The following is a 24934-nucleotide window of genomic DNA, read 5'->3' as shown; positions in this document are numbered from 1 at the left end:
GCATTTAAATGCAAGCTAAAGCTGTCGCTAGAACAGTTCGTATTGCTCCTCGTAAAGCACGTTTGGTAATGGACTTGATTCGAGGAAAGCAAATCGGTGAAGCAGTTGCAATCCTTCGTCACACTCCGAAGGCAGCTTCTCCAATTATCGAAAAAGTACTAAACTCCGCAGTTGCAAACGCTGAGCATAACTATGAAATGGACATTAACAGCCTTGTTATCTCTGAAGGCTTCGTTGACGAAGGTCCAACTTTGAAAAGATTCCGCCCCCGTGCAATGGGACGCGCAAGTGCAATCAACAAGCGCACAAGCCACATCACTATCATCGTATCAGAAAAGAAGGAGGGATAAGCTGTGGGTCAAAAGGTAAATCCAGTCGGTCTGCGTATCGGAGTGATTCGTGATTGGGAATCTAAATGGTACGCTGGCAAAGACTACGCTGATCTTTTACACGAAGATTTAAAAGTTCGTGAATACATCAACAAACGCCTGAATGACGCATCTGTTTCCAAAGTGGAAATCGAGCGCGCTGCGAACCGCATCAACGTTACTATCCATACTGCTAAACCAGGAATGGTTATCGGTAAAGGCGGTACTGAAGTTGAAGCACTTCGTAAAGCTCTTAACTCACTTACTGGTAAACGCGTGCACATCAACATTCTTGAAATCAAAAGAGCTGATCTTGATGCGAAACTAGTAGCAGACAACATCGCTCGCCAGCTGGAAAACCGTATTTCTTTCCGCCGTGCACAAAAGCAGGCACTTCAACGTACTATGCGCGCTGGAGCACAGGGAATTAAAACAATGGTATCCGGACGTCTTGGCGGCGCTGATATCGCTCGTTCTGAACATTACAGCGAAGGAACTGTTCCGCTTCACACACTTCGTGCTGACATCGATTACGGTACAGCTGAAGCAGATACTACTTACGGCAAACTAGGTGTCAAAGTATGGATCTACCGTGGAGAAGTTCTTCCTGTTAAGAAGAAATCCGAGGAAGGAGGAAAATAATATGTTATTGCCTAAACGTGTTAAGTATCGCAGAGAGCATCGCGGAAAAATGCGCGGACGTGCAAAAGGCGGTGCGGAAGTACACTTTGGTGAATACGGCATTCAAGCTCTGGAAGCATCTTGGATCACAAACCGCCAGATCGAGGCAGCTCGTATTGCGATGACTCGTTACATGAAGCGTGGCGGTAAAGTATGGATCAAAATTTTCCCTTCCAAACCATACACTGCTAAGCCTCTAGAAGTCCGAATGGGTTCCGGTAAAGGTGCTCCTGAAGGATGGGTAGCTGTTGTGAAACCTGGTAAAGTTTTGTTTGAGATTGCGGGTGTATCTGAAGAAGTTGCTCGCGAAGCCCTGCGTCTTGCGTCTCACAAATTGCCAATTAAAACGAAATTCGTAAAACGCGAGGAAATTGGTGGTGAATCAAATGAAAGCTAATGATATCCGTGACCTAACCACTGCCGAAATCGAACAAAAAGTAAAATCCCTTAAAGAAGAGCTTTTCAATCTTCGTTTCCAGCTTGCTACAGGCCAGCTTGAGAACACTGCACGCATCCGTGAAGTGCGCAAAGCCATCGCCCGTATGAAGACTGTAATTCGTGAGAGAGAGATCGCTGCTAATAATCGATAAACCTGAGAGGAGGTTTGCAAAATGAGTGAACGCAACCAACGTAAGGTATACACTGGACGTGTTGTATCCGACAAAATGGACAAAACGATCACAGTACTAGTTGAAACTTACAAAACTCATTCTCTATACGGCAAACGCGTCAAGTACTCTAAGAAGTTAAAAGCGCATGATGAAGAAAATCAAGCTAAAATCGGCGATATCGTAAGAATCATGGAAACTCGTCCGCAATCTGCGACTAAACGTTTCCGTCTTGTAGAAATCGTTGAAGAAGCTGTTATTATCTAATAAATGTTCGGATAGTTAATTCCGAAGGGAGGTAACGTGAATGATTCAACAAGAATCTCGCTTGAAAGTTGCTGACAACTCTGGAGCACGTGAAGTACTTACCATTAAAGTTCTTGGCGGATCCGGACGTAAGACAGCTAACATTGGTGATGTAATCGTGTGTACGGTTAAACAAGCAACACCAGGAGGCGTTGTTAAAAAAGGTGACGTAGTTAAGGCGGTTATCGTTCGTACAAAGAGCGGAGCGCGCCGTACTGACGGATCTTACATTCGTTTCGATGAAAATGCTTGTGTAATCATCCGTGATGATAAGAGCCCGCGCGGTACTCGTATTTTCGGACCTGTTGCACGTGAGCTGCGTGAAAACAACTTCATGAAGATTGTTTCCCTGGCTCCAGAAGTACTTTAATTTAAAATTGATTGCCTTACTAAGGAGGTGCGGACAAGATGCATGTTAAAAAAGGTGATAATGTAATGGTTATCTCTGGTAAGGATAAAGGCAAGCAAGGAAAAGTGCTTGAAGCTTACCCTAAGAAAGACCGTGTGCTGGTAGAAGGTGTGAACGTTGTGAAGAAACACTCTAAACCTACACAAACAAACACTCAAGGCGGAATCGTGAGCCAAGAGGCGCCAATCCATGTATCCAACGTAATGCTGATCGACCCTAAGAGCGGAGAACCTACTCGTGTCGGTTCGAAGATCGTTGACGGCAAGAGAGTGCGTATTGCAAAAAAATCTGGTGAATCTCTAGATAAATAGTAACTAAGGAAGGGAGGTCTATCCTATGAACCGCCTTAAAGAAAAATTCGTTAAAGAAATGACACCTGCTCTAATGAGCAAGTTCAGCTATAAATCCGTAATGCAAGTTCCTAAACTTGAAAAAATCGTTATTAACATGGGTGTAGGTGACGCAGTAGCCAACACGAAGTCTCTTGACAACGCTGTTGAAGAGCTGACTGCCATCGCTGGTCAAAAGCCGGTTATCACTCGTGCTAAAAAATCAATCGCCGGTTTCCGTCTTCGTGAAGGTATGCCGATCGGTGCGAAAGTAACTCTTCGCGGCGAGCGCATGTACGAATTCCTGGATAAATTGGTTTCTGTTTCACTGCCACGTGTACGCGACTTCCGCGGTGTTTCCAAAAAAGCATTTGATGGACGCGGCAACTACACACTTGGTGTTAAAGAACAGCTGATCTTCCCTGAGATTGATTACGATCAAGTTACTAAGGTTCGCGGTATGGATATCGTTATCGTTACAACTGCTAATACTGACGAAGAAGCTCGTGAACTGCTTACTCAGTTTGGAATGCCGTTCCAAAAATAATCGTAAAGGGAGGCGAAATCGTGGCAAAAAAATCTATGATTGCGAAACAAAAACGCTCTCCAAAGTTTAATGTTCAAGCTTATACTCGCTGCGAAAGATGCGGTCGTCCGCATTCCGTAATCCGCAAATTTAAACTTTGCCGTATTTGTTTCCGTGAACTTGCTTATAAAGGTCAAATTCCTGGCGTTAAGAAAGCTAGCTGGTAATACCCCATAACGGGAAGGAGGTTATTTAACAATGGTTATGACAGATCCGATTGCAGATTTGCTTACTCGCATCCGTAATGCGAATATGGTACGTCATGAAAAACTGGAAGTTCCTGCTTCCAAAATCAAAAAAGAAATCGCTGAAATCCTGAAGCGCGAAGGTTTCATCCGTGACGTTGAATACGTTGAGGACAACAAACAAGGTGTCATCCGCATTTTCCTAAAATACGGATCCAACAACGAACGCGTTATCACTGGACTGAAACGAATCAGCAAACCTGGACTTCGTGTATATGCGAAAGCTACTGAAGTACCTCGTGTACTTAACGGTCTTGGAATCGCAATTATCTCAACTTCTCAAGGTGTCATCACTGACAAAGAAGCCCGCGCTAAACAAGCTGGCGGAGAAGTACTAGCATACGTTTGGTAATACGTTAAAAAGAATGGAGGTGTAAATTATGTCTCGTGTCGGTAAAAAACTGCTTGAGATTCCATCTGATGTTACAATCAAAATGAACGAGAACACGGTTACGGTTAAAGGTCCTAAAGGTGAATTGACTCGTACATTCCACCCGGACATTACGATTTCCATCGAGGAAAACATTTTAACTGTATCACGTCCTTCCGATCATAAAGATCACCGTGCTCTTCACGGTACAACCCGCAGTCTTCTTGGAAACATGGTTGAAGGTGTTTCCAAAGGCTTCGAAAAAGGATTGGAACTAGTTGGTGTAGGTTACCGTGCTTCTAAATCCGGAAACAAACTGATCCTGAACGTTGGCTACTCTCACCCAGTTGAGATTACACCAGAACAGGGAATCGAAATCGAAGTGCCTTCCCAAACGAAAATCATCGTTAAAGGTACGGATAAAGAGCGCGTTGGAGCAATTGCTTCCAACATCCGTGCGACTCGCCCGCCTGAGCCTTACAAAGGCAAAGGAGTTCGCTATGAAGGTGAATTCGTTCGCCGTAAAGAAGGTAAAACTGCGAAGTAATGCCGCTTAATTGCTAAGAAAGGAGTGACCCTGATGATCACAAAAGCTAGCAAAAATTCTGTGCGTAAAAGAAGACATGCCCGTGTACGTGCGAAACTTTTCGGAACAGCTGAGAGACCTCGTCTGAACGTATTCCGTTCCAATAAACACATTTATGCTCAATTGATCGATGATACGAACGGTGTAACAATCGTTAGTGCTTCTTCCATGGAAAAAGATTTGAACCTGGATTCTACTGCAAATCTTGAAGCAGCTCAAAAAGTTGGAGAGCTTGTTGCAAAACGTGCTGTTGACAAAGGTCATAAATCAATCGTATTTGATCGTGGAGGATACCTGTACCATGGTCGTATCAAAGCTCTTGCTGACGCTGCCCGCGAAGCTGGACTTGAATTTTAATCGGAAAAGGAGGGAAACACAGTATGCGTCGTAATGACTCAGTTAAATCAGAGTTTGAAGAACGTGTAGTTACCGTTAACCGCGTTGCGAAGGTTGTTAAAGGTGGTCGCCGCTTCCGTTTTGCTGCACTTGTTGTTGTAGGCGACAAGAATGGCCGTGTTGGATTCGGTACAGGTAAAGCGCAAGAGGTACCTGAAGCGATCCGTAAAGCAATCGAAGATGCGAAAAAGAATCTTGTAACTGTACCTATGGTTGGTACAACTATTCCACACCAAGTGATCGGACAATTCGGTGCTGGAAACATTCTTTTGAAGCCAGCCTCAGAAGGTACCGGAGTAATTGCCGGCGGACCGGTTCGTGCAGTGCTTGAACTTGCAGGTGTAGGTGACATCCTATCTAAATCCCTTGGTTCAAACACACCAATCAATATGGTTCGTGCAACTCTTGAAGGTTTGAAGCAGCTTAAGAAAGCAGAGCAAGTTGCTAAGCTTCGTGGAAAATCTGTAGAAGAACTGTTAGGATAAGGGGGGAAAGATAATGGCAAACAAATTAGCAATCACCCTTACTCGCAGTGTTATCGGCCGTCCTGAAAACCAGCGCGTAACCGTTAAAACACTTGGACTCCGCAAAATGCACCAAACCGTTGTTCACGAAGACAACGCAGCAATCCGCGGAATGATCAATAAAGTATCTCACTTGATTACAGTAAAAGAACAATAATAACAGTTGTTCGAAAAATAAGGAGGTGTCCTGATGAAACTTCATGAATTAAAACCTGCTGAAGGATCCCGCAGCGAGCGCAACCGCGTTGGCCGTGGTATCGGATCTGGAAACGGAAAAACAGCTGGTAAAGGTCATAAAGGTCAAAATGCCCGTTCTGGCGGAGGTGTTCGTCCTGGATTCGAGGGTGGTCAAACTCCACTATTCAGACGTTTGCCTAAACGCGGATTCAAGAATATCAACCGTAAAGAATATGCAGTTGTGAACCTTGAAAGATTGAACCGTTTCGAAGAAGGTACAGAAGTAACTCCTGAACTTCTTCTTGAAACTGGCGTGCTTAGCAGCACTAAAGCTGGCGTGAAGATTCTTGGCGAAGGCAAAATTGAGAAAAAGCTCACTGTTAAAGCGAACAAATTCTCAACTTCCGCTAAAGAAGCAATCGAAGCTGCCGGCGGTTCAGCTGAGGTGATCTAATGTTTAAGACAATCTCCAATTTCATGCGCGTGGGTGACATAAGAAATAAAATTATTTTCACCCTATTAATGCTTATTGTATTCCGTATCGGAACTTTCATCCCTGTCCCTGGCGTCAACACGGAAGTGCTGGCTGCTCAGGATCAGCAGATGAGCGTTTTCGGAGTTTTGAACACATTTGGCGGAGGGGCACTGTTTAATTATTCCATTCTTGCAATGGGAATTATGCCGTACATCACCGCATCCATTATTGTTCAGCTTCTCCAGATGGACGTTGTACCGAAGTTTACGGAATGGTCTAAGCAGGGTGAAGTTGGAAGACGTAAATTGGCTCAATTTACGAGATATTTCACGATTGTTTTAGGCTTCATCCAGGCAATCGGAATGTCAATCGGATTTAACAATCTGACTGGCGGACAGCTGATTGAAAACCCTGGAGTCGCCACTTATCTCCTGATTGCAGTTGTCCTTACAGCAGGAACTGCTTTCTTAATGTGGCTAGGTGAGCAGATTACGGCTAAGGGTGTAGGAAACGGTATTTCCATCATCATTTTCGCCGGAATTGTTGCTGCGATTCCGACGACACTGAACCAGATTTATGCTCAGTTGTTTACTGACGCAGGAGACCAGCTGTTCTTGCGTATCGTGATTGTGCTTCTGCTCGTCGTTGCTGTTCTTGCGATTATCGTTGGAACCATCTATGTTCAGCAGGCACTTCGCAAAATTCCGATTCAATATGCTAAACGGGCATCAGGATCAGGGCCGCAAGGTGGAGGGCAATCCACTCACCTGCCTCTGAAAGTGAACCCGGCTGGCGTAATTCCTGTCATCTTCGCGGTTTCCTTTTTGATCACACCGCCGACGATTGCTAATTTCTTCGGGGAAAATAATGTGACGAACTGGATTACAACCAATCTCACAACGACTCACCCGATCGGAGCGACCATCTATGTTGCTTTAATTATCGCTTTCACGTATTTCTATGCGTTCGTTCAGGTTAATCCTGAGCAGATGGCGGATAATCTTAAAAAGCAGGGCGGCTATGTTCCGGGGATTCGTCCGGGAAAAAGCACTCAGGAATATTTAACAAAGGTTTTGTACCGCCTGACATTTGTTGGCGCGATCTTCCTTGCTATCATCGCTACTCTTCCTACTCTCTTTATCGCTTTTGCAGGGCTTCCGCAATCCGCACAGATTGGCGGAACGAGCTTGCTGATCGTGATCGGGGTTGCGCTTGAGACGATGAAACAGCTGGAGAGCCAGCTTGTGAAGCGTCACTACAAAGGCTTTATTAAACAGTAAGGTAATGGGACGCAGCTGCGCCCATTCCCTTTATATAGAGACTGAGGGGGAAATCGGATGAATCTAGTATTAATGGGTCTGCCCGGTGCCGGAAAAGGTACACAGGCAGAACAAATCACAGAGGAATATCATATCCCTCATATCTCAACCGGAGATATGTTCCGTGCAGCAATGAAAGATGAAACTGAACTCGGTTTGCAGGCCAAGTCTTTTATTGATAAAGGCGAACTTGTACCCGATGAAGTCACGATTGGTATTGTCCGCGAAAGATTGGGCAAGGCTGATTGTGAAAAAGGTTTCCTTCTTGACGGCTTTCCCCGGACTGTAGCACAGGCCGAGGCACTGGAAAGCATTCTCTCGGATCTTGGCAAAAAACTTGACCACGTAATTAGCATCAATGTGGACAAAAGCATTCTCATGGAGCGTTTAACCGGACGCCGCATTTGCAAAAACTGCGGAGCTACCTACCACCTTGTCTTTAATCCACCTGCAGAAGAGGGAGTATGCGACAAGTGCGGCGGAGAGCTGTACCAGAGAGCTGACGATAACGAAGAGACGGTTTCAAACCGCCTTGAAGTGAACGTCAAACAAAGCAAGCCCCTTCTTGATTTCTACAGCCATAAAGGCTATGTAAGAGAGATCGACGGGCAGCAGGATATTAACAAAGTATTTGCTGATATCAAAAACCTGCTTGGAGGTTCAGCTGAATGATCATATGCAAGACTCCTCGTGAGATTGAAATCATGAAGGAAGCTGGCCGGATCGTTGCACTGACCCATCAGGAAATGAAAAAACATGTCCAGCCCGGTATTACAACGAAAGAATTGGATAGTATTGCCGAGAAGTTTATACGCGCGTATGATGCAATTCCTTCCTTCAAAGGGTATAATGGATTCCGCGGAAGCATCTGTGCTTCTGTCAACGAAGAGCTCGTTCATGGCATACCGGGAGACCGTGTGCTGAATGAAGGAGACATTATCAGCATCGATATCGGTGCGAAGTATAATGGCTATCACGGTGACTCAGCCTGGACATATCCGGTAGGCGCCATTTCGGAAGAAACGCAAAAGCTGCTGGACGTTACAGAAGAGTCTTTATATAGAGGGCTGAATGAAGCCAAGCCGGGAGAGCGTCTTTCGAACATCTCCCATGCTATCCAGCTCTATGCTGAGGGTGAAGGATTTTCAATCGTCAGAGAATATGTTGGGCACGGTGTAGGGCAGGAGCTTCACGAAGATCCGCAAATCCCGCACTTTGGACCGCCAGGGAAAGGCCCCAGGCTGAAACCCGGCATGGTTCTGGCTATTGAACCGATGGTCAACGCCGGTACACGTTACGTACGGACGCTTCAGGATAACTGGACGGTCGTGACGGTGGATCGCAAAATGTGTGCTCACTTTGAACATACGATTGCAATCACGGAAACCGGTTATGAGATCCTGACTAAAGCTTAAAGCAAAAGACGATGACGCTTTAACAGACTGCAGACGGATGCAGAACTCCGGAAGTTTGAGTCTCGTTATAGTGGAAGATGGAGACAAACGGACGTTTCATTCTCCCCAGAACACATCCACCACTTTAAGTTCTTTAATTGCGTATCTCCGGAAGTTCAGAGCAGTGAATACAGGAATATAGCTTTCCGCTATATGGAATTTGCCGGTCTGGCAGATTGCTGATTTGAAGAAGGGAGAAAACAACTTAATGGCTAAAGACGATGTAATTGAAGTTGAAGGTACCGTTCAAGAGACGCTGCCTAATGCAATGTTTAAAGTAGAACTTGAGAACGGTCATACTATTTTGGCGCATGTCTCAGGCAAAATCCGCATGCACTTCATCCGTATTTTACCTGGAGACAAAGTTACGGTAGAATTATCTCCGTATGATTTGACCCGCGGAAGAATCACGTACCGTTTCAAATAAAAGCACTCCGAACTATCAAGGAGGTTGGAAAACACATGAAGGTTAGACCGTCCGTGAAACCGATTTGCGAAAAATGTAAAGTTATTCGCAGAAAAGGAAAAGTCATGGTTATTTGTGAGAATCCAAAGCATAAACAAAAACAAGGATAAAACATAAGGAGGTGCACTGACAAATGGCTCGTATTGCTGGTGTAGATGTTCCACGCGAAAAACGCGTAGTAATTTCATTGACTTACATTTTCGGGATTGGCCGTACTACTGCTCAAAAGATTCTTGCAGAAGCAGGAGTTTCTGAAGACACACGTGTACGCGATCTTACTGAAGAAGAACTTGGAAAAATCCGTGAAGTAATTGACAAGCTGAAAGTTGAAGGAGATCTTCGCCGCGAAATCTCTCTTAACATCAAGCGTCTTATCGAAATCGGAAGCTTCCGTGGTCTTCGTCACCGTCGTGGCTTGCCTGTCCGCGGACAAAACACGAAAAACAATGCCCGCACACGTAAAGGCCCGCGCCGTACTGTTGCGAACAAAAAGAAATAAGGTAAAGGAGGTTAACACACTATGGCTCAACGTAAACAACAAACACGCAAACGCCGCGTGAAAAAGAATATTGAAGCTGGAATCGCGCATATCCGTTCCACTTTCAACAACACAATCGTTACGATCACGGATACTCACGGTAACGCAGTATCTTGGTCAAGCGCAGGTGCACTTGGATTTAGAGGTTCCCGTAAATCTACTCCATTTGCAGCGCAAATGGCTGCTGAAACTGCAGCAAAAACTTCCATTGAGCATGGCCTTAAAACACTGGAAGTTACAGTTAAAGGACCTGGTGCCGGCCGTGAAGCTGCCATTCGTGCTCTTCAAGCTGCTGGTCTTGAAGTAACAGCAATCAGAGATGTTACTCCAGTTCCTCATAATGGCTGCCGCCCGCCAAAACGTCGTCGCGTGTAAATTTTCTGTATAGATTTCGTATCCCTGTCTATAATGGGTTATGATACAGTATATAATTGAGAGCAGAATTTCCCAATTCTGCGCATGTGCACAATCGGGACATTATAATGGGGAATTTCGGTTAGATCCGGGTAACTTGATCTTTAACCGGGGTTTCGACGTTTTGAAGGAGGGTTTTATTGAATGATTGAGATTGAAAAACCAAAAATCGAAACGGTTGAAATCAGCGAAGATGCCAAGTACGGCAAATTCGTCGTCGAACCACTCGAGCGCGGATATGGTACTACTTTGGGTAACTCCTTACGTCGTATTCTATTATCTTCTCTCCCTGGTGCTGCTGTAACATCGATCCAGATTGACGGTGTCCTGCATGAATTTTCGACGATTGAAGGCGTCGTAGAAGATGTTACATCCATAATCTTAAACGTTAAGAAGCTTGCTCTTAAAATCTATTCAGAAGAAGAAAAAACGCTTGAGATTGATATTCAAGGAGAAGGTGCTGTTACGGCAGCAGATATTACGCATGACAGTGATATTGAAATCCTTAACCCTGATCTTCATATCGCAACACTGGCGAAAGATTCTACACTTCGAATGAGATTAACAGCAAGAAGAGGCCGCGGATACACTCCTGCTGATGCGAACAAGCGCGAGGATCAGCCAATCGGAGTCATCCCGATCGATTCGATCTATACACCAGTTTCCCGTGTTTCTTATCAGGTTGAAAATACCCGCGTAGGACAAGTGGCGAACTTTGATAAGCTAACGCTTGACGTTTGGACAGACGGAAGCAATGGACCTAAAGAGGCAGTTGCCCTTGGTGCCAAAATTTTGACTGAACATCTGAACATTTTTGTTGGCTTGACCGATGAAGCCCAAAATGCAGAGATTATGGTTGAAAAAGAAGAAGATCAAAAAGAGAAAGTATTAGAGATGACGATTGAAGAATTGGATCTCTCCGTGCGTTCATACAACTGTTTGAAACGTGCTGGCATTAATACGGTTCAGGAACTTGCGAACAAGACCGAAGAAGATATGATGAAGGTCCGCAACCTTGGACGTAAATCTCTTGAAGAAGTAAAAGCAAAATTGGAAGAACTCGGATTAGGTCTTCGTAAAGACGACTGATTCACTCTTTCCAGCATTTTGTGTGTTTTCCGCACGCAAAGCCTATTCAAAGGAGGGGACATCACATGTCATACAGAAAATTGGGCCGCACTAGCTCACAACGTAAAGCACTACTTCGTGACCTGGCTACTGATCTTATCATCAACGAGCGCATCGAGACGACTGAAGCTCGTGCAAAAGAATTGCGTTCTGTTGTAGATAAAATGATTACTCTAGGAAAACGCGGAGATCTTCACGCACGCCGTCAAGCTGCAGCATTCGTTCGTAATGAAGTAGCTGAAATGGTTACAGTTGGAGAAGATAAAAACGGAAAAGAAAAACAAAAAGCGAAATATGCTTTGGAAAAACTTTTCACTGATATCGCAGGCCGTTACGGCGAGCGCCAAGGCGGATACACTCGTATCATGAAACTTGGACCGCGCCGCGGAGACGGAGCTCCAATGGTTATCATTGAGCTTGTGTAAGAATGTAAAGAGGGCGGGACAGCTTTAAGCTGATTTGCCCTTTTTTACAAGGAAGCCTTTCTGGCATTATGAGGCTTCATAGGCGGATAGACAGCGGAGACGCTGTAAGGAGCCGAATACGACTGAGACTATGGCGGGCAGATTCTGTCCGCCAATCCCAGTTATCAGACCTTTTTTTATTTATACGGAAGTTTGAGCGTGAGGGGAGTTGAGCAGGCTGTGAGAAAAGAGATCGCACGAGTCGAGAATGTAACCTTTGCCTATCCTGAAAGTGAAAAGCCTGCTTTGGATGAGGTATCTTTCAGTATTTATGAAGGAGAGTGGCTCGCGATTGTCGGCCATAACGGTTCAGGCAAATCCACACTGGCCAGACTATTAAACGGTCTGCTGATGCCGTCAAAAGGCACAGTAACGATTGCAGGCATGGAGCTTGCTGAAGAAACCATTTGGGAGATCCGCAAAAAGGTAGGGATGGTCTTTCAAAATCCCGACAATCAGTTTGTTGGCACCACTGTTAAAGATGATGTGGCTTTTGGTCTGGAAAATAACGGAGTCCCCCGTGATGAAATGATTAAGAGGGTGGATTGGGCTGCAAAGCAGGTTAAGATGGATGCTTTTCTCGATCAAGAGCCGCACCATCTGTCAGGCGGGCAAAAGCAGAGGGTCGCGATTGCCGGCGTACTCGCTGTCAGGCCTGAAATTATGATCCTCGATGAAGCTACTTCCATGCTCGATCCAATCGGCCGTGAAGATGTTATGGATACCGTTCGGCTTCTAAACAGCGACGGGGCAGTAACGGTTCTTTCTATTACACACGACCTGGAGGAAGCATCCAAGGCAGACCGCATTATTGTCATGAACAAAGGCAGGAAGCTGAAGGAAGGAAAACCGGAGCTGATTTTTTCAGCAGGAGAAGAGCTGACCCGGATCGGCCTCGACCTTCCGTTCCCCTTTAAGCTGAGCCAGGAGCTCCGGAATGCCGGAATTCCCTTGCAGACAAATCATCTGACAGAACAAGGATTGGTGGATGAGTTATGGACATTACAGCAAAGGGATTAGAGCATACGTACAATCCGCGCACCCCTTTTGAAAAGCGGGCGATCTACGGTATGGATCTTCATATCCGCTCTGGTTCGTATACGGCCATAATCGGGCATACCGGTTCTGGTAAATCTACCCTCCTCCAGCATCTGAATGGTTTGCTGAAGCCGACTGAAGGCTCGATCACGATAGGTGACCGAACCATCCAGGCAAAGGAGAAAGCTAAAAACCTGAAGAGCATCAGGAAGAAGGTAGGCATCGTTTTTCAGTTTCCCGAGCATCAGCTTTTTGAGGAAACAGTAGAAAAGGATATTATGTTCGGACCGATGAACTTTGGCATGTCTGAGGATGAAGCCCACCAAAAGGCAAGGAGTCTTGCTGAAACGGTCGGACTTCCCGCTGAAGTGCTGGAGCGCTCTCCCTTTGATTTAAGCGGAGGGCAGATGAGAAGAACGGCCATTGCGGGAGTGCTTGCCATGGAGCCTGAGGTGCTCGTATTGGACGAGCCTACTGCAGGCCTTGATCCGAAAGGACGGCGTGACATTATGGATCTGTTCAGCCGGCTCCACCGGGAAAAAGGCCTGACGACGATACTTGTTACCCACAGCATGGAGGATGCCGCAAGGTACGCTGAGAATCTGATTGTCTTGCACAAAGGAACCATTCATGTAAAGGGTACGCCGGAAGAGGTTTTTTCCTCTGCTGAGAAGATTAAAGAAGCAGGGCTTCGCCTTCCGGAAACCGTCCAGTTTAAACATACACTCGAAGCAAAGCTCGGCGTCCGGATTCAAGGAACTCCGATGACGATTGAAGAAACGGTCCGCTCGCTTCAGGCATTATACTTGAAGGAGGGGGACCGATGAACGGAATCATTATCGGGAAGTACGTGCCGGGAGATTCCTTTATCCACCGGCTGGATCCAAGGTCGAAGCTTTTGCTCGTCTTCCTTTTCGTCTTTATCGTATTTCTTGCCAATAATACAGCAGCCTATGCCCTGCTCGGTCTCTTTACGATCGCGGTTACTGCATTAACGAAGCTTCCGCCAAGGTTCATTGCAGCCGGGCTGAAGCCGATTCTCTGGATCATTCTATTTACCTTCCTTCTTCACATTCTCGTGACGAAAGAAGGGCCTGTCCTTTTTCAGTTCTCCTTTATCTCTGTGCACGAAGAAGGCTTGAGGCAGGGAATCTACATCTCGCTCCGTTTTTTGTATTTAATCATTATGACAACCTTGCTGACGTTAACGACAACCCCGATTGAAGTGACCGACGGCATGGAGAATTTGCTTCACCCGTTTAAAAAGATCGGGCTGCCTGTCCATGAACTGGCGCTTATGATGTCGATTGCGCTGAGGTTCATTCCGACTCTGACGGATGAGACAGACAAAATCATGAAAGCCCAGATGGCCCGCGGCACTGACTTCTCTTCAGGCCCGCTCACAAAGCGTGTGCAGGCCATCGTGCCGCTCCTGGTCCCTTTGTTCATCAGTGCTTTTAAAAGGGCTGAGGAACTCGCTACAGCGATGGAAGCGAGGGGGTACCAGGGCGGCGAAGGAAGAACGAAGTACAGACAGCTGAAGTGGGACCGGCAGGATTCGCTGATCATGGTTCTGCTTCTGATCTTAACAGCTGGCCTTCTGCTTCTGCGTTCATAAGGGGGATTCCCGTTGAGGATTAAAATGACGATTGCCTATGATGGGACTGGCTTCTACGGCTATCAGATCCAGCCCTCCGCCCGGTCTGTCCAGGAGGAGCTCGAAAAAGCGCTCAGCCGGCTCCACAAAGGGACGGTGGTCAGAGTTTCAGGTTCAGGGCGGACAGATGCGAAGGTGCATGCACGGGGCCAGGTCATCCATTTTGATACGCCTCTATCCATTCCGGAAGAACGATGGCCGAAAGCCTTGAATTCGATTCTCCCGGAGGACATCAGGGTTCTGGCAGCGGAAGAGGTCCCGGACTCCTTTCATGCCAGATTCAATGCATGCGGAAAAGAGTACCGCTATCTGATCGATCTGTCTCCCGTCCAGGATGTTTTCTCCCGCAATTATGCCTATCACTATCCATATCCTCTTGATCTGGAAAAAATGGAGGCTGCTGCAGTACATTTGATTGGAACCCATGACTTCACAGCCTTCTGTTCAGCGAAAACGGAAATAGAGGACCGGATCCGGACAATTTCCTCCATTTCCTTTTCCAGGGAAGGACATTTGCTGACGATGTCCATCAGGGGAAACGGGTTTTTGTACAATATGGTGCGGATTATCATGGGAACCTTGCTGGATGCCGGAACAGGAAGCACTCTGCCTGAGGAACTGCCCCGTATGCTCCACTCGAGGGACAGGACCAGAACCGGCAAGACTGCACCCGGCCATGGCCTTTACTTGCACAGAGTTTTCTATGACAACTAAACCAGGTGTAACATTGTCTTGACATTGCGCTGTTACTGAGATAAACTATCACATGGTATGTATTTCATCCCCACGATAAAGCCCCGGAAAGCTCATCGTGTTTTGAAATAAAAGGAACTCACGTTTATGGAACGATATTTAGGAGGGAAAATTTAATGCGTACAACGTATATGGCGAAAGCTAGCGAAGTTGACCGTAAGTGGTACGTAGTAGATGCAGCGGGCAAAACTTTGGGCCGTCTTTCTACTGAAGTAGCATCCATTCTTCGCGGCAAACACAAGCCGACATTCACACCACATGTAGACACTGGAGATCACGTAATCATCATCAACGCTGAAAAAATTGAACTGACTGGTAAGAAATTGACTGATAAAATTTACTACCGTCACAGCCAATTCCCAGGCGGACTTAAATCAAGAACAGCTCTTGAAATGCGTACAAACTACGCTGAAAAAATGCTTGAGCTAGCGATCAAAGGAATGCTTCCAAAGAATTCCCTTGGCCGTCAAATCTTCAAAAAACTGCACGTTTACGCTGGTGCAGAGCATCCACACCAAGCACAACAGCCTGAAGTTTACGAACTTCGCGGTTAATTAATAAGGAGGTTATCAATTTGGCACAGGTTCAATATTACGGTACTGGCCGCCGCAAGAGCTCCGTTGCTCGTGTACGCCTGGTTCCAGGTGAAGGCAAGATCGTTGTTAATAAACGCGACATTAAAGACTACATCCCATTCGCAGCTCTAATCGAGGACGTAAGACAGCCGCTTAACTTGACTGAAACTGGTTCTACTTACGATGTACTGGTTAACGTAAACGGCGGCGGATTCGCAGGCCAAGCTGGCGCGATCCGTCACGGAATCTCCCGTGCATTGCTTCAAGCAGATCCTGAGTTCCGTACAACTCTTAAGCGCGCAGGTCTTCTGACTCGTGACGCACGTATGAAAGAGCGTAAAAAATACGGACTTAAAGGCGCACGCCGTGCACCTCAGTTCTCAAAACGTTAATTTTTCGTTTCAAAGACTCTCAACCATTTTGGTTGGGGGTTTTTTTTATGTCTGAAGGCTTATTTTTAAACAAGTAAAGGAATGTTTTGTATTCTTAAAGAAAGGTTAATGAGTCTGGTGATTTTCTGTTTCAGTTCTCCCGGAAAAGTACATTTGAATGTGTGCTGAGACTGTCCGATCTGTACAGGCCGGTGATATTACTGGAGCGGCTGCTTATTTCAAATGCCTGTGAGGTGAATGATGAACAAGGTTTTGGCGATCTCAATTTTAGGAATGGGTGTAACTGGTGCCGTTTTAATCATCTCAATCGCTCAGCTGTTTAATCCTACAATAGGAACTGTGGTGGAAATGACTACTGCTGCTTCAACTTTAGCTTTTGTCCTATTCGCGATCTCGGCTTTCGTGTTGCGGCGGCGATTGGATGGAAAAAGAGAGTAGTGGTTCAAAGACCTCTGAAGGCAGCTGCTTTCGGGGGTCTTTTTGTATTCTTCCAATTCCCCTGTTTTTATCCTCCTGTTTCCTTTACAGTGAAAGGGAGGTGAGAGCAGATGGGAGAAACCCTGGAAACGATTAGAAAAGCAATCCGGAGCAATGAGTGGACTCGCCCTACAGCGGGGCATGCAGAAGGGTACGTGCAGACCAACCTCGTGATCCTGAGAAAACCTCTGGCTTTTGATTTTCTGTTATTTTGCCAAAGAAATGAAAAGGCCTGCCCTGTGTTGGATGTTACCGATGCAGGATCCTATATCCCTGCGCTGAGTGCACCGGAAGCAGATCTCCGGACAGATGTTCCGAAGTATAGAGTGTATGAAAATGGCGTTTTAACGTCCGAGCGGAATGATATCAAGGATCTATGGGAGGACGAATTTGTAGCGTTTCTCCTCGGCTGCAGCTTTACGTTCGAGAAGGCGCTGATGGATTACGGGATCCCGGTGCGGCATATCGAAGAAAATGTGAATGTTCCGATGTACCATACGAACCTTCCATGCCATGAGAGCGGCATCTTCAAGGGGAACATGGTGGTCAGTATGCGTCCTATCCCTGCCAAGGACCTTGCAAAAGCAGTGCAAATTACCGCGCGGTCTACCAAATCCCATGGTGCGCCAGTCCATATCGGAAATCCGGAGTCCATTGGAATCAAGAATGTATCCTCACCCGACTTTGGGGATGCAGTGACGATCAAAGAAGGAGAGGTTCCGGTGTTCTGGGCGTGCGGAGTCACACCGCAGGCAGCAGCGATTGCTTCACGTCCTGATTTGATGATCACCCATGCGCCAGGCCATATGTTTATCACAAGCCTGAAAGATACGGATGTAACCATTTAGCCGGAAGCGTTCCGGCTTTTTTCTATGGCGTCCGTGAATGAGCACTCCTATTGAGCGGATACTATGTCCAAAGGGGGCCCGAGCGATGGGAACGATGGTTCATTTAAAGGATTTGCGCCGAGAAAAGCAGATGAAATATGAAAAAAGCATGCTGAAGGAGATCTCCATTAAAGAAATAAAGAAAAGCATCAGCCTGCATTTTACTCCCTTTTTCCATTATGGGTTGCTGTCACGCTGGAGCATCGAAGAAGGGTGTGCGGATTTTGCCTTGGAAGCTTTCTTGATGGGGGCGAAATACAGTAAATTTGGCTTTAAGGGTGAGTCTCTTGAGGACGTGCAGAGCCGTTCCGGAAAAGAAGAGAAGCGGCTGACAGCGGACTTTTACGATTATTTGATCAACTGGGGCTGTCCGAATGAGAGCTCCATATGCCACGAGTCTCTGTTCCTGGCTGCAGAGTGCCTGATGCAGCAATGGTGGAAGGAAGGATTTGAGCGGGGGCAAAAGCGCTACAAGCTTCGTCTGAATTAATCATAATGTCCGGACCTGTCCCATATATTGAAGTACATATGGGCGGCAGGGGGGATACAGAGTTTGAGAATACTTAAATGGGCAGCCTTCACAGCAGGTTTTATTGTGCTGATTATGCTCTTTCAATTTCAGTTTGCCAAGGATGATTCCTGGAGATCGTGGAGCCTGCCTCTTTCCGGAAAGGTCATTTATCTCGATCCGGGGCACGGAGGACCGGATGGAGGGGCTGTAGGAAGAAAGCTTTTGGAAAAAGACGTAGCCCTTGAGCTTTCAAAAAGGGTGAGGGATTACCTTCAGGAGCAGGGAGCTCTTGTTTTGATGACGAGGGAGTCAGATATTGACCTGTCTGCGCCGGGGACTAAAGGCTACAGCCGGAAAAAAGCCGAAGACCTGCACAATCGGGTAAACCTGATCAACCAATCAACTGCGGATATGTATATCAGCCTGCATTTGAATGCTCTTCCCCAAAGACAGTGGAGGGGCGCACAAACCTTTTACGACGGAAAGTTTGAAGAGAACGGAAGGATGGCTAAATTTATCCAGGATGAACTCCGCAGGAATCTGGAGAATACGGACCGGCATGCCAAGCCGATTCATGGTGTGTATTTAGTAAAATACGCGAGCAAACCGGGAGCTCTTGTAGAGGTAGGGTTTCTATCCAACGGGGAAGAAGAAAAGCTGTTCACAGATCAAAAGTATCTGGATAAAGTAGCGGGGGCAGTGTATAAAGGCATTTTACGATTCTATACGGATAAAAAAGAGCCGCCCGAATAATGACGGGCGGCTCTTTAGGTATGCATATCTTCCCATCCGCGCCTGCAGGATATGTTATACTGATGTAAACGAATTCAAAAAGGGTGAAGAGAATGCTGCAGGAAGAACAAGTGAGAAAAGTTGCTGAAGAAATCCATGAACCTTTTTTACATATACCATTGAAAAGTGTGGATGGAATTAAGGAAATCAAGATCAAGCCTGAAAAAAACCATGTTTCTGTAAAAGTGGCAATCGCCAAGCTCAATACTCCTGAGCAGATGAAGCTTCAGCAGGAGCTTGTAGCAAAGCTTAAAGCAGCGGGAGCGGAAACAGTCGGTCTGCGGTTTGAAGAGCTTCCGCAGGAAGTCATCGCGGCTCATCAGCCCGAGCAGGAGTCTTCTTCGGGTCTCACAGGCGGCGGAAAAGAACCTGTTTACATCGCGATCGCCAGCGGAAAGGGTGGAGTCGGGAAATCAACTGTCTCCGTCAATCTTGCAGTAGCCCTTGCCAGAATGGGTAAAAAAGTCGGGCTTGTGGATGCGGATATATACGGCTTCAGCGTTCCTGACATGATGGGCATCACGAACCGGCCCGTCCTTCAGGGAGATGCCATTATTCCTGTTGAACGATTCGGGGTAAAGGTCATTTCAATGGGATTCTTCGTGGAAGACAATGCACCGGTTATTTGGAGAGGCCCAATGCTTGGAAAGATGCTGAACAACTTTTTCCAGGAAGTAGAATGGGGAGATCTGGATTACTTGCTGCTTGATCTTCCGCCGGGTACAGGAGATGTAGCATTGGATGTGCATTCCATGCTCCCTGCCTGCAAAGAGATCATTGTCTCCACTCCGCATCCGACGGCTGCTTTTGTTGCGGCAAGAGCCGGAGCGATGGCGCTGAGAACGGATCATGAGGTCGTTGGAATCGTTGAGAATATGGCTTATTTTGAAAGCCGCACAACCGGTGAGAAGGAATATGTATTCGGAAAAGGCGGCGGAGATAAGCTCGCTGAGGAACTGAACGTTCCGATTCTCGGAAGAATTCCGCTACAGCAGCCGGACTGGGACGAAAAGGAATTTGCCCCATCTGTTTATGCAGCGGACCATCCAATCGGAAAAATCTACGGAGAAATGGCCGGAAAAGTAACCGATCTTGTGACAGCCGGAGTCCGTTAAATGAAAAACAGCGCCGATCTAAAAGATGGGGCGCTGTTTTTTTATGGGCTGGGTTCACTGGAATGACCGTCCCGGAGTCAGGGCACTTCTTTATTGCTGACCTCCGCCAGAGCCGCCGCTTCCGCCTGAACCGCCAGAGCTGCCAGACTCTCCTGAACCGCCTTGCTGGCCTCCGCCTGAACCGGACTGCTGCCCCATCTCCTGCGCAGCCTTCATTAAAGCTTCCTGCATTTTCGTTTTATACAGTGGGCTCATGAGCGTCTCAGTGATCACTTCCTGAATGTACTTCCGGGATTCCTGGCTTTTGATCACCGTGCCGATCTGCTTTTCCATCTCGGGATTTTGAAGGATTTCAATCATCATCTTTTGGTAATCGGGATCCGCCATCAGCTGCATAATGACCTTCTCATGCTCTTTCTGAAGGCTTTGGGCGAATGCTTCGGAGAATATGGGATCCTCGAAAATCTTTGTCCAGAATTCCATGCCTTCTTTAGATGTCAGGGTCTTCGTAATGGTTTCGGAAACCATCTTCTGATCCATCACGAGATTTTGCTTCATCTCGTCCTCTTTCAGCACTTCCTGCAGAGCGGTTTTGCCTTCATCCGTTTTTAAAATATCGACAACCATCTTCTTGGTTTTTTCGTAATCCATTTCACTTGCGCCCTCTGCTTTAGGAGCACAGCCATTTATTCCGATAGCAAGCGCACTAATTATGAGGAGCGGGATCAACTGCTTCATAGTAAAGGCTCCTTTCCCAAGTTCCTATTCTTAATATGAAATCCTGCGGTTTTTTTATAACTGAAAAATATTCCCTGTATAGCAATTTTTAAGGAGGCTTGGTAAAATCAAAGCAGATAAGGGATGGGGGAAGGTAAATGAAAAGCAGGGATTGGGTCCGGTTTTTTTTCTCCAGCTTGCTCGTTGGCGCCGCTGCAGCGGTGATATCAGGATTTGTCTTGAACTGGGACCAGCAGGCAGGTTCATTTGCTGAATTTAAGGCAGGGGAGATTTTAGCCTCTTTCATATGGTTTATCGGGGTAGGACTTATGTTCAGCATTATCAGTCAGATGGGGTTTTTCGCGTATTTGACGCTTCACCGTTTCGGTTTGGGGATTTTCGGGTCGATCTGGAGCCCGGTTCAAATCCTTCTTATAGCGTTTGTCTTTTTTGACCTGATTTATTTCCGCTATCAAGTATTCGGGGGCGATCTGGCTCCTTATATCTGGCTTGCTTTGATCTTCCTCGCAGTCTGCTTTGGAATCGCATATATGAAGCAGAAAGATACGAACAAAGGCGCTTTTATTCCGGCACTGTTCTTTATGTTTGTCGGGACAGCCGTGGAGTGGTTTCCGGCTCTAAGAGAAAACGATCCAAATTGGCTTTATTTCATGCTCATTTCATTATTATGCTGCAATGCCTATCAATTACTCATGCTCCCAAGGTTCAGCGGGGCATCGGTCAAACGGCCGGGCAGGCAAGAAACAGCTGAAGGATAATACCCCAAATAAAAAAAGGGCCGGCCCCGGACAGATCGTCCATACAGGCCAGTCCTTTTTTTAGCGGTCGAGCTTCAGCAGTTCCGCTTCTTTATTCGGAACCCCTAAAATTAAATCTTTGAGAAGGTGGGACCCGAGCATGCTGTATACGGTGCCGTTCCCGCCATATCCAAGCAAGTAAAATTGACGTCTTTTGCTTGGGTGCCTTCCAATATACGGCAAGTTATCAGCAGATTCACCGAAGCTTGCCCCCCATTGATATTCAATCGACAGAGGAAGATCCGGGAACAGCTCTTGAACCTCATCCAGAATTTTCTCCGCGCGGTTTGTGATCCAGTCTTCATCCTCGGGTGCTTCCGGGACGTTTTCATCAAGGCCCCCGGCAATAATCCGGTTATCGGCGGTGGTGCGGAGATAAAGATAGGGCCGTTTTGTTTCCCAAATCAGTGCCCTGTCCTCCCACGAGGAAAGATCTTCAACCCTATTCGTTGCAATCGCAAAAGAGCGGTTGATGACTGAGCCGATCTTCCGTTTAATCGGCGGTTTTTGATACCCTGTTGCATAAAGGACATGCGAAGCGCTGAACCGGCCGATTGATGAAGAGACCTCCACGGAATCTTCAAGCTCTTCGACTGTTTCGATTTCCGTATTCTCAAACAGATCCACACCTCTTTGTTCAAGATGCTCCAGGATGCCATGAATGAAACGGAACGGGTTCACCTCTGCATCCCCATAGGTGATAAGTGCAGCCGGTTTTCGAAACGGCATCCGCTCTGCCACTTCTTCCTCATGCCAGTAATCAGCGGGAAATCCATGCTTTTTGAGCATGTCATATTCCTTTTTCAATTTGCCTGCATCCTCGTCTGAACTTGCATAACAAATGCTTTTCCTGCGGTATAGATTAACGTCGCGGCTGAGAGTTTGTGCGGTAACCCCAAGCTGTTCTACAGCCTTTTGGCAAAGCTTATAAAATTGAACCGCTTGGTCTTCTCCTATTTGTGCGGCAAGCTCATGAAGCATGATATCGTTTGAAAACTGAAGGAGGCCTGTATTGGCAGAAGAGCTGCCCGATGCCATTTCCATTTTATCCGCCACTGCAATCGTTAAGCCTTCCTGGGAAAGGGTATAAGCAGCGAGAGCTCCAGACATGCCCCCGCCGATAATCAGAACATCGTAATGGTCTTTTATTTGAGCAGCGCTCTTAAATTCCCTGCTGTAGTCAAGCGTTTTAGGCCAGAACAGGTCTCCGTTATGCAATCTCATTTTTAGAAGCCTCCAGTACGCAGATGTTTATCGTACTGAGATTTACCCTCCGTGGAGGAGAAACCAAACATTTGAAACGGTTCCTATTTTACTTCTGCTGACTTTGCTTTCGTGTCGGCAGTAAGTTCATTGATTGAAACATTGCTCAAGCCTTTTTTACGAAGCTCTTTAAGTATTTTAGGGACCGCGTTCTTTGTCTGTTTCGCAGAATCCGAAGCGTGCAGAAGAATAATATCCCCCCCGGCGGCCTTTTCGGTGGCGTTTTGGACGATTTGGCTGGTCCCCGGATTCCTCCAGTCGTCGGTGTTGATGCTGTAATGAACCACCGAGAGGCCATACATAGAGGCGATTTCAAGGACCTGTTTATTAAAATTTCCGGTAGGAGGCCGCAAGTACTTAATCTCTTTAATGTTCAACTGATCAAATGTTTTCTGGGCCAGCATTAAATCTCTTTTAATTTCCTCAGGCTTCAGTGAGGTATAATTTTTATAGGAATACCCCATGCTGCCGATCTGATGGCCGTCCTTTACGATCCGTTGAACAATAGCGGGATGCCGCTCTGCCCAAGATGCAGAAAGGAAGAAGGTGGCGTTCGTCACCTGGCTGCGCTTTAGGGCATCAAGGATAGGGAGTGCTTTTTCATCTCCCCAGCTGATATCGAAGGTAAGGGCGACTTTATTTCCCTGAGCCGGTCCTTTATAAATAGCTTTCGGACCTGTGACTGCTGAAAACACAGGATATTGCACAACGTTTTCTACATATAGAATTCCAGCAGTAAAAAGAGCTGCAATTGCGATAATCAGAGTTTGTTTAACCCTTTTGGCATGAAAAACATAGATCCGGTTCATCCTTCAGGTGCCTCCCTTGTCCTAAGTCTGTCTTGTCTAAATAGTATGCAGCGGAAGCGGAGGACATGAATCGAAACCGTAAGGAGAGGGGAAAGAGGTATGAGATCTGAAGAAGAAATGATGGCTTTGATCATGGAAGCAGCGGAACATCCGGCCGTCAGGGCCGCCGGGATGAATGGCTCGCGTGTAAATCCCGAAGCTCCTAAAGACAGGTTTATGGATTATGATGTGGCATTTATAGTCGAAGATCTTTCTGTTTTCACTAAAGAGACATCCTGGCTCGAAAGGTTTGGTGAGAGGACCATCATGCAAATGCCGGATGCCATGTCATTAGGTGAGGGAGAGAAGCGATCCAGATTTTCGTTTCTCATGCTGTTTGAAGATGGAAACCGAATAGACTTAACTCTTGTTCCAGAAGAGGAGAAAGAGCAGTATTTTAAAGAAGACAGTCTGACAGTATGCCTTTTGGATAAAGACAGCGGAACACGGGAACTGCCTTCGCCTTCCGATCGAAGCTATTGGATCAGGAAACCTTCTTTGGAGGAATTCAGCGATTGCTGCAATGAATTCTGGTGGGTATCGGTTTACGCGGCCAAGGGGTTATGGAGGAAAGAAATGCTGTATGCACTGGATCATCTGGCGATTTCAAGAGCGATGCTGATTAAAATGCTCGAATGGAGTGCAGGGATCCGCCATCATTTTTCAATCAGTACAGGGAAGAACGGAAAATACCTTGAAGATTATACAGATCGTGAATCATGGGAAAGATTGATGAAGGCATATCCTTCGGGGAGTATTCCGGAAGTCTGGAGGGCGCTCCAGGACATGGCTGATTTATTCGAGGACACAGCAAGGCTGGTGTCAGAACAGCTTGTGTATCCATATAATCAGGAAGAAGCGTCAAAAGTTAAACGGCATCTGACGTTTATCCGTTCCATAAGAGCGAGCCGGAGCCTCTGAGTAGAATACCGATATTTTTTTCGAAAGTAATTGACTAAGATATAAAATGCGTGGTATATTAATTTGCGTCGCTGTTAACAGCTAAAGAAAATGTTTCAAAAAAAGCTAAAAATAAGTTGTTGACTTCGATAAAACATCATGTTATATTATTAAAGCCGCTAACGCAGTGGCCGAAAAAATGATCTTTGAAAACTGAACAAATCGAAGTGCCAACGTTAATTCTAAAGTTTTAAACAAGAGCTAGTCAAACACTTTTTGGAGAGTTTGATCCTGGCTCAGGACGAACGCTGGCGGCGTGCCTAATACATGCAAGTCGAGCGGGTCTCT

General features: G+C 46.4%; 40 protein-coding genes and 1 rRNA gene. 38 read left to right on the top strand and 3 right to left on the bottom strand.

Annotation, left to right across the window (positions count from 1 at the left end):
• The first annotated feature begins 8 nt into the window (after positions 1 to 8).
• From rplV to GKZ89_RS16925, 35 genes are all read left to right on the top strand, one after another.
• Positions 9 to 350 carry a 50S ribosomal protein L22 gene (gene rplV / locus GKZ89_RS17095; protein ID WP_155113625.1) on the top strand — a complete coding sequence of 114 codons (342 nt, stop codon included), beginning with the start codon at positions 9 to 11 and terminating at the stop codon, positions 348 to 350.
• Positions 351 to 353: 3 nt separating this feature from the next.
• Positions 354 to 1010, top strand: a complete 657-nt coding sequence (gene rpsC, locus GKZ89_RS17090) for a 30S ribosomal protein S3 (protein ID WP_162357022.1) — start codon at positions 354 to 356, stop codon at positions 1008 to 1010.
• 1 nt (position 1011) lies between these two features.
• Positions 1012 to 1446 carry a 50S ribosomal protein L16 gene (gene rplP, locus GKZ89_RS17085; protein ID WP_035406810.1) on the top strand — a complete coding sequence of 145 codons (435 nt, stop codon included), beginning with the start codon at positions 1012 to 1014 and terminating at the stop codon, positions 1444 to 1446.
• Entirely contained in the window at positions 1436 to 1639 is a 204-nt protein-coding gene (rpmC, locus tag GKZ89_RS17080) for a 50S ribosomal protein L29 (RefSeq protein WP_155113624.1), read from the top strand. The genes rplP and rpmC overlap by 11 nt, the downstream gene beginning before the upstream one ends.
• Before the next feature lie 21 nt (positions 1640 to 1660).
• Positions 1661 to 1924 (top strand): 30S ribosomal protein S17, encoded by a 264-nt coding sequence (rpsQ, locus tag GKZ89_RS17075; RefSeq protein WP_155113623.1) that lies wholly within the window; start codon positions 1661 to 1663, stop codon positions 1922 to 1924.
• Between the two features lie 40 nt (positions 1925 to 1964).
• Positions 1965 to 2333, top strand: a complete 369-nt coding sequence (gene rplN, locus GKZ89_RS17070; RefSeq protein WP_035406818.1) for a 50S ribosomal protein L14 — start codon at positions 1965 to 1967, stop codon at positions 2331 to 2333.
• 38 nt (positions 2334 to 2371) lie between these two features.
• Positions 2372 to 2683, top strand: coding sequence for a 50S ribosomal protein L24 (gene rplX / locus GKZ89_RS17065; protein WP_155113622.1), 312 nt, complete (start codon positions 2372 to 2374; stop codon positions 2681 to 2683).
• A gap of 25 nt (positions 2684 to 2708) precedes the next feature.
• Positions 2709 to 3248: a 50S ribosomal protein L5 gene (gene rplE, locus GKZ89_RS17060; protein WP_155113621.1), complete on the top strand. Its 540-nt coding sequence runs from the start codon at positions 2709 to 2711 to the stop codon at positions 3246 to 3248.
• 20 nt (positions 3249 to 3268) lie between these two features.
• Entirely contained in the window at positions 3269 to 3454 is a 186-nt protein-coding gene (locus GKZ89_RS17055) for a type Z 30S ribosomal protein S14 (RefSeq protein WP_082883739.1), read from the top strand.
• A 31-nt stretch (positions 3455 to 3485) separates the two neighbouring features.
• Positions 3486 to 3884, top strand: coding sequence for a 30S ribosomal protein S8 (gene rpsH, locus GKZ89_RS17050; protein ID WP_155113620.1), 399 nt, complete (start codon positions 3486 to 3488; stop codon positions 3882 to 3884).
• 28 nt (positions 3885 to 3912) lie between these two features.
• The gene (gene rplF / locus GKZ89_RS17045; RefSeq protein ID WP_155113619.1) at positions 3913 to 4449 is read left to right on the top strand and encodes a 50S ribosomal protein L6; all 537 of its coding nucleotides are present in this window, start codon (positions 3913 to 3915) and stop codon (positions 4447 to 4449) included.
• 33 nt (positions 4450 to 4482) lie between these two features.
• A complete protein-coding gene (rplR, locus tag GKZ89_RS17040; RefSeq protein ID WP_035406832.1) occupies positions 4483 to 4845 on the top strand; it encodes a 50S ribosomal protein L18 in 363 nt (120 codons plus the stop codon).
• 23 nt (positions 4846 to 4868) lie between these two features.
• Positions 4869 to 5369, top strand: a complete 501-nt coding sequence (gene rpsE / locus GKZ89_RS17035) for a 30S ribosomal protein S5 (protein ID WP_155113618.1) — start codon at positions 4869 to 4871, stop codon at positions 5367 to 5369.
• 13 nt (positions 5370 to 5382) lie between these two features.
• Positions 5383 to 5565, top strand: a complete 183-nt coding sequence (rpmD, locus tag GKZ89_RS17030; protein WP_155113617.1) for a 50S ribosomal protein L30 — start codon at positions 5383 to 5385, stop codon at positions 5563 to 5565.
• A gap of 33 nt (positions 5566 to 5598) precedes the next feature.
• The gene (gene rplO, locus GKZ89_RS17025; protein ID WP_155113616.1) at positions 5599 to 6039 is read left to right on the top strand and encodes a 50S ribosomal protein L15; all 441 of its coding nucleotides are present in this window, start codon (positions 5599 to 5601) and stop codon (positions 6037 to 6039) included.
• Complete coding sequence (gene secY, locus GKZ89_RS17020; protein ID WP_155113615.1) at positions 6039 to 7340, top strand: preprotein translocase subunit SecY; 1302 nt, start codon at positions 6039 to 6041, stop codon at positions 7338 to 7340. Before rplO ends, secY begins: the two co-directional genes overlap by 1 nt.
• Before the next feature lie 57 nt (positions 7341 to 7397).
• Entirely contained in the window at positions 7398 to 8051 is a 654-nt protein-coding gene (locus tag GKZ89_RS17015) for an adenylate kinase (RefSeq protein WP_155113614.1), read from the top strand.
• On the top strand, positions 8048 to 8794 hold the full coding sequence (map, locus tag GKZ89_RS17010) for a type I methionyl aminopeptidase (RefSeq protein ID WP_155113613.1): 747 nt from the start codon (positions 8048 to 8050) through the stop codon (positions 8792 to 8794). Before GKZ89_RS17015 ends, map begins: the two co-directional genes overlap by 4 nt.
• Positions 8795 to 9041: 247 nt before the next feature.
• Positions 9042 to 9260: a translation initiation factor IF-1 gene (infA, locus tag GKZ89_RS17005; protein WP_155113612.1), complete on the top strand. Its 219-nt coding sequence runs from the start codon at positions 9042 to 9044 to the stop codon at positions 9258 to 9260.
• A 35-nt stretch (positions 9261 to 9295) separates the two neighbouring features.
• Positions 9296 to 9409: a 50S ribosomal protein L36 gene (gene rpmJ, locus GKZ89_RS17000; protein WP_003156543.1), complete on the top strand. Its 114-nt coding sequence runs from the start codon at positions 9296 to 9298 to the stop codon at positions 9407 to 9409.
• Between the two features lie 23 nt (positions 9410 to 9432).
• Complete coding sequence (gene rpsM, locus GKZ89_RS16995) at positions 9433 to 9798, top strand: 30S ribosomal protein S13 (protein WP_155113611.1); 366 nt, start codon at positions 9433 to 9435, stop codon at positions 9796 to 9798.
• A 21-nt stretch (positions 9799 to 9819) separates the two neighbouring features.
• Complete coding sequence (gene rpsK / locus GKZ89_RS16990) at positions 9820 to 10212, top strand: 30S ribosomal protein S11 (RefSeq protein WP_155113610.1); 393 nt, start codon at positions 9820 to 9822, stop codon at positions 10210 to 10212.
• 183 nt (positions 10213 to 10395) lie between these two features.
• Positions 10396 to 11340, top strand: a complete 945-nt coding sequence (locus GKZ89_RS16985) for a DNA-directed RNA polymerase subunit alpha (protein WP_155113609.1) — start codon at positions 10396 to 10398, stop codon at positions 11338 to 11340.
• Positions 11341 to 11405: 65 nt separating this feature from the next.
• The gene (gene rplQ, locus GKZ89_RS16980; protein WP_155113608.1) at positions 11406 to 11804 is read left to right on the top strand and encodes a 50S ribosomal protein L17; all 399 of its coding nucleotides are present in this window, start codon (positions 11406 to 11408) and stop codon (positions 11802 to 11804) included.
• Between the two features lie 219 nt (positions 11805 to 12023).
• The gene (locus GKZ89_RS16975; protein WP_162357020.1) at positions 12024 to 12863 is read left to right on the top strand and encodes an energy-coupling factor ABC transporter ATP-binding protein; all 840 of its coding nucleotides are present in this window, start codon (positions 12024 to 12026) and stop codon (positions 12861 to 12863) included.
• Positions 12839 to 13708 (top strand): energy-coupling factor ABC transporter ATP-binding protein, encoded by an 870-nt coding sequence (locus GKZ89_RS16970; RefSeq protein ID WP_155113606.1) that lies wholly within the window; start codon positions 12839 to 12841, stop codon positions 13706 to 13708. Before GKZ89_RS16975 ends, GKZ89_RS16970 begins: the two co-directional genes overlap by 25 nt.
• Complete coding sequence (locus GKZ89_RS16965) at positions 13705 to 14499, top strand: energy-coupling factor transporter transmembrane component T family protein (protein ID WP_155113605.1); 795 nt, start codon at positions 13705 to 13707, stop codon at positions 14497 to 14499. The genes GKZ89_RS16970 and GKZ89_RS16965 overlap by 4 nt, the downstream gene beginning before the upstream one ends.
• A gap of 12 nt (positions 14500 to 14511) precedes the next feature.
• Positions 14512 to 15252 carry a tRNA pseudouridine(38-40) synthase TruA gene (gene truA / locus GKZ89_RS16960; RefSeq protein ID WP_241680308.1) on the top strand — a complete coding sequence of 247 codons (741 nt, stop codon included), beginning with the start codon at positions 14512 to 14514 and terminating at the stop codon, positions 15250 to 15252.
• Positions 15253 to 15407: 155 nt separating this feature from the next.
• Complete coding sequence (gene rplM, locus GKZ89_RS16955; RefSeq protein ID WP_123913243.1) at positions 15408 to 15845, top strand: 50S ribosomal protein L13; 438 nt, start codon at positions 15408 to 15410, stop codon at positions 15843 to 15845.
• A 20-nt stretch (positions 15846 to 15865) separates the two neighbouring features.
• Positions 15866 to 16258 (top strand): 30S ribosomal protein S9, encoded by a 393-nt coding sequence (rpsI, locus tag GKZ89_RS16950; RefSeq protein ID WP_155113604.1) that lies wholly within the window; start codon positions 15866 to 15868, stop codon positions 16256 to 16258.
• Between the two features lie 240 nt (positions 16259 to 16498).
• Positions 16499 to 16696, top strand: a complete 198-nt coding sequence (locus tag GKZ89_RS16945; protein WP_155113603.1) for a hypothetical protein — start codon at positions 16499 to 16501, stop codon at positions 16694 to 16696.
• A gap of 110 nt (positions 16697 to 16806) precedes the next feature.
• A complete protein-coding gene (locus tag GKZ89_RS16940) occupies positions 16807 to 17583 on the top strand; it encodes a putative hydro-lyase (protein WP_155113602.1) in 777 nt (258 codons plus the stop codon).
• Between the two features lie 85 nt (positions 17584 to 17668).
• Positions 17669 to 18112 (top strand): DUF2521 family protein, encoded by a 444-nt coding sequence (locus tag GKZ89_RS16935; protein ID WP_162357017.1) that lies wholly within the window; start codon positions 17669 to 17671, stop codon positions 18110 to 18112.
• 114 nt (positions 18113 to 18226) lie between these two features.
• Positions 18227 to 18886, top strand: coding sequence for an N-acetylmuramoyl-L-alanine amidase CwlD (cwlD, locus tag GKZ89_RS16930; protein WP_155113655.1), 660 nt, complete (start codon positions 18227 to 18229; stop codon positions 18884 to 18886).
• Between the two features lie 92 nt (positions 18887 to 18978).
• Positions 18979 to 20040, top strand: a complete 1062-nt coding sequence (locus GKZ89_RS16925) for an Mrp/NBP35 family ATP-binding protein (RefSeq protein ID WP_155113600.1) — start codon at positions 18979 to 18981, stop codon at positions 20038 to 20040.
• A 90-nt stretch (positions 20041 to 20130) separates the two neighbouring features.
• Here the strand turns inward: GKZ89_RS16925 and gerD are convergent, their stop codons facing one another.
• The gene (gene gerD / locus GKZ89_RS16920) at positions 20131 to 20778 is read right to left on the bottom strand and encodes a spore germination lipoprotein GerD (protein ID WP_155113599.1); all 648 of its coding nucleotides are present in this window, start codon (positions 20776 to 20778) and stop codon (positions 20131 to 20133) included.
• A gap of 137 nt (positions 20779 to 20915) precedes the next feature.
• On the opposite strand from gerD, the gene GKZ89_RS16915 reads away from it, so the two are divergent.
• Positions 20916 to 21536: a KinB-signaling pathway activation protein gene (locus tag GKZ89_RS16915; RefSeq protein WP_155113598.1), complete on the top strand. Its 621-nt coding sequence runs from the start codon at positions 20916 to 20918 to the stop codon at positions 21534 to 21536.
• A 60-nt stretch (positions 21537 to 21596) separates the two neighbouring features.
• Here the strand turns inward: GKZ89_RS16915 and GKZ89_RS16910 are convergent, their stop codons facing one another.
• Positions 21597 to 22799, bottom strand: coding sequence for an NAD(P)/FAD-dependent oxidoreductase (locus GKZ89_RS16910; RefSeq protein ID WP_155113597.1), 1203 nt, complete (start codon positions 22797 to 22799; stop codon positions 21597 to 21599).
• Between the two features lie 83 nt (positions 22800 to 22882).
• Positions 22883 to 23647 (bottom strand): polysaccharide deacetylase family sporulation protein PdaB, encoded by a 765-nt coding sequence (gene pdaB / locus GKZ89_RS16905; protein WP_155113596.1) that lies wholly within the window; start codon positions 23645 to 23647, stop codon positions 22883 to 22885.
• A gap of 99 nt (positions 23648 to 23746) precedes the next feature.
• Between pdaB and GKZ89_RS16900 the strand changes: the two genes are divergently transcribed.
• Both GKZ89_RS16900 and GKZ89_RS16895 read left to right on the top strand, forming a co-directional pair.
• On the top strand, positions 23747 to 24607 hold the full coding sequence (locus GKZ89_RS16900) for an aminoglycoside 6-adenylyltransferase (protein ID WP_155113595.1): 861 nt from the start codon (positions 23747 to 23749) through the stop codon (positions 24605 to 24607).
• 252 nt (positions 24608 to 24859) lie between these two features.
• Positions 24860 to 24934 (top strand): 16S ribosomal RNA (locus tag GKZ89_RS16895); the annotation flags it as partial.

The sequence above is a fragment of the Metabacillus mangrovi genome, from assembly GCF_009711125.1.
In the GTDB taxonomy this organism is placed as follows: Bacteria; Bacillota; Bacilli; order Bacillales; family Bacillaceae; genus Metabacillus_B; species Metabacillus_B mangrovi.
The sequence above is the reverse complement of the archived record's forward strand: the minus strand, read 5'-3'. Positions and strand labels throughout refer to the sequence as shown.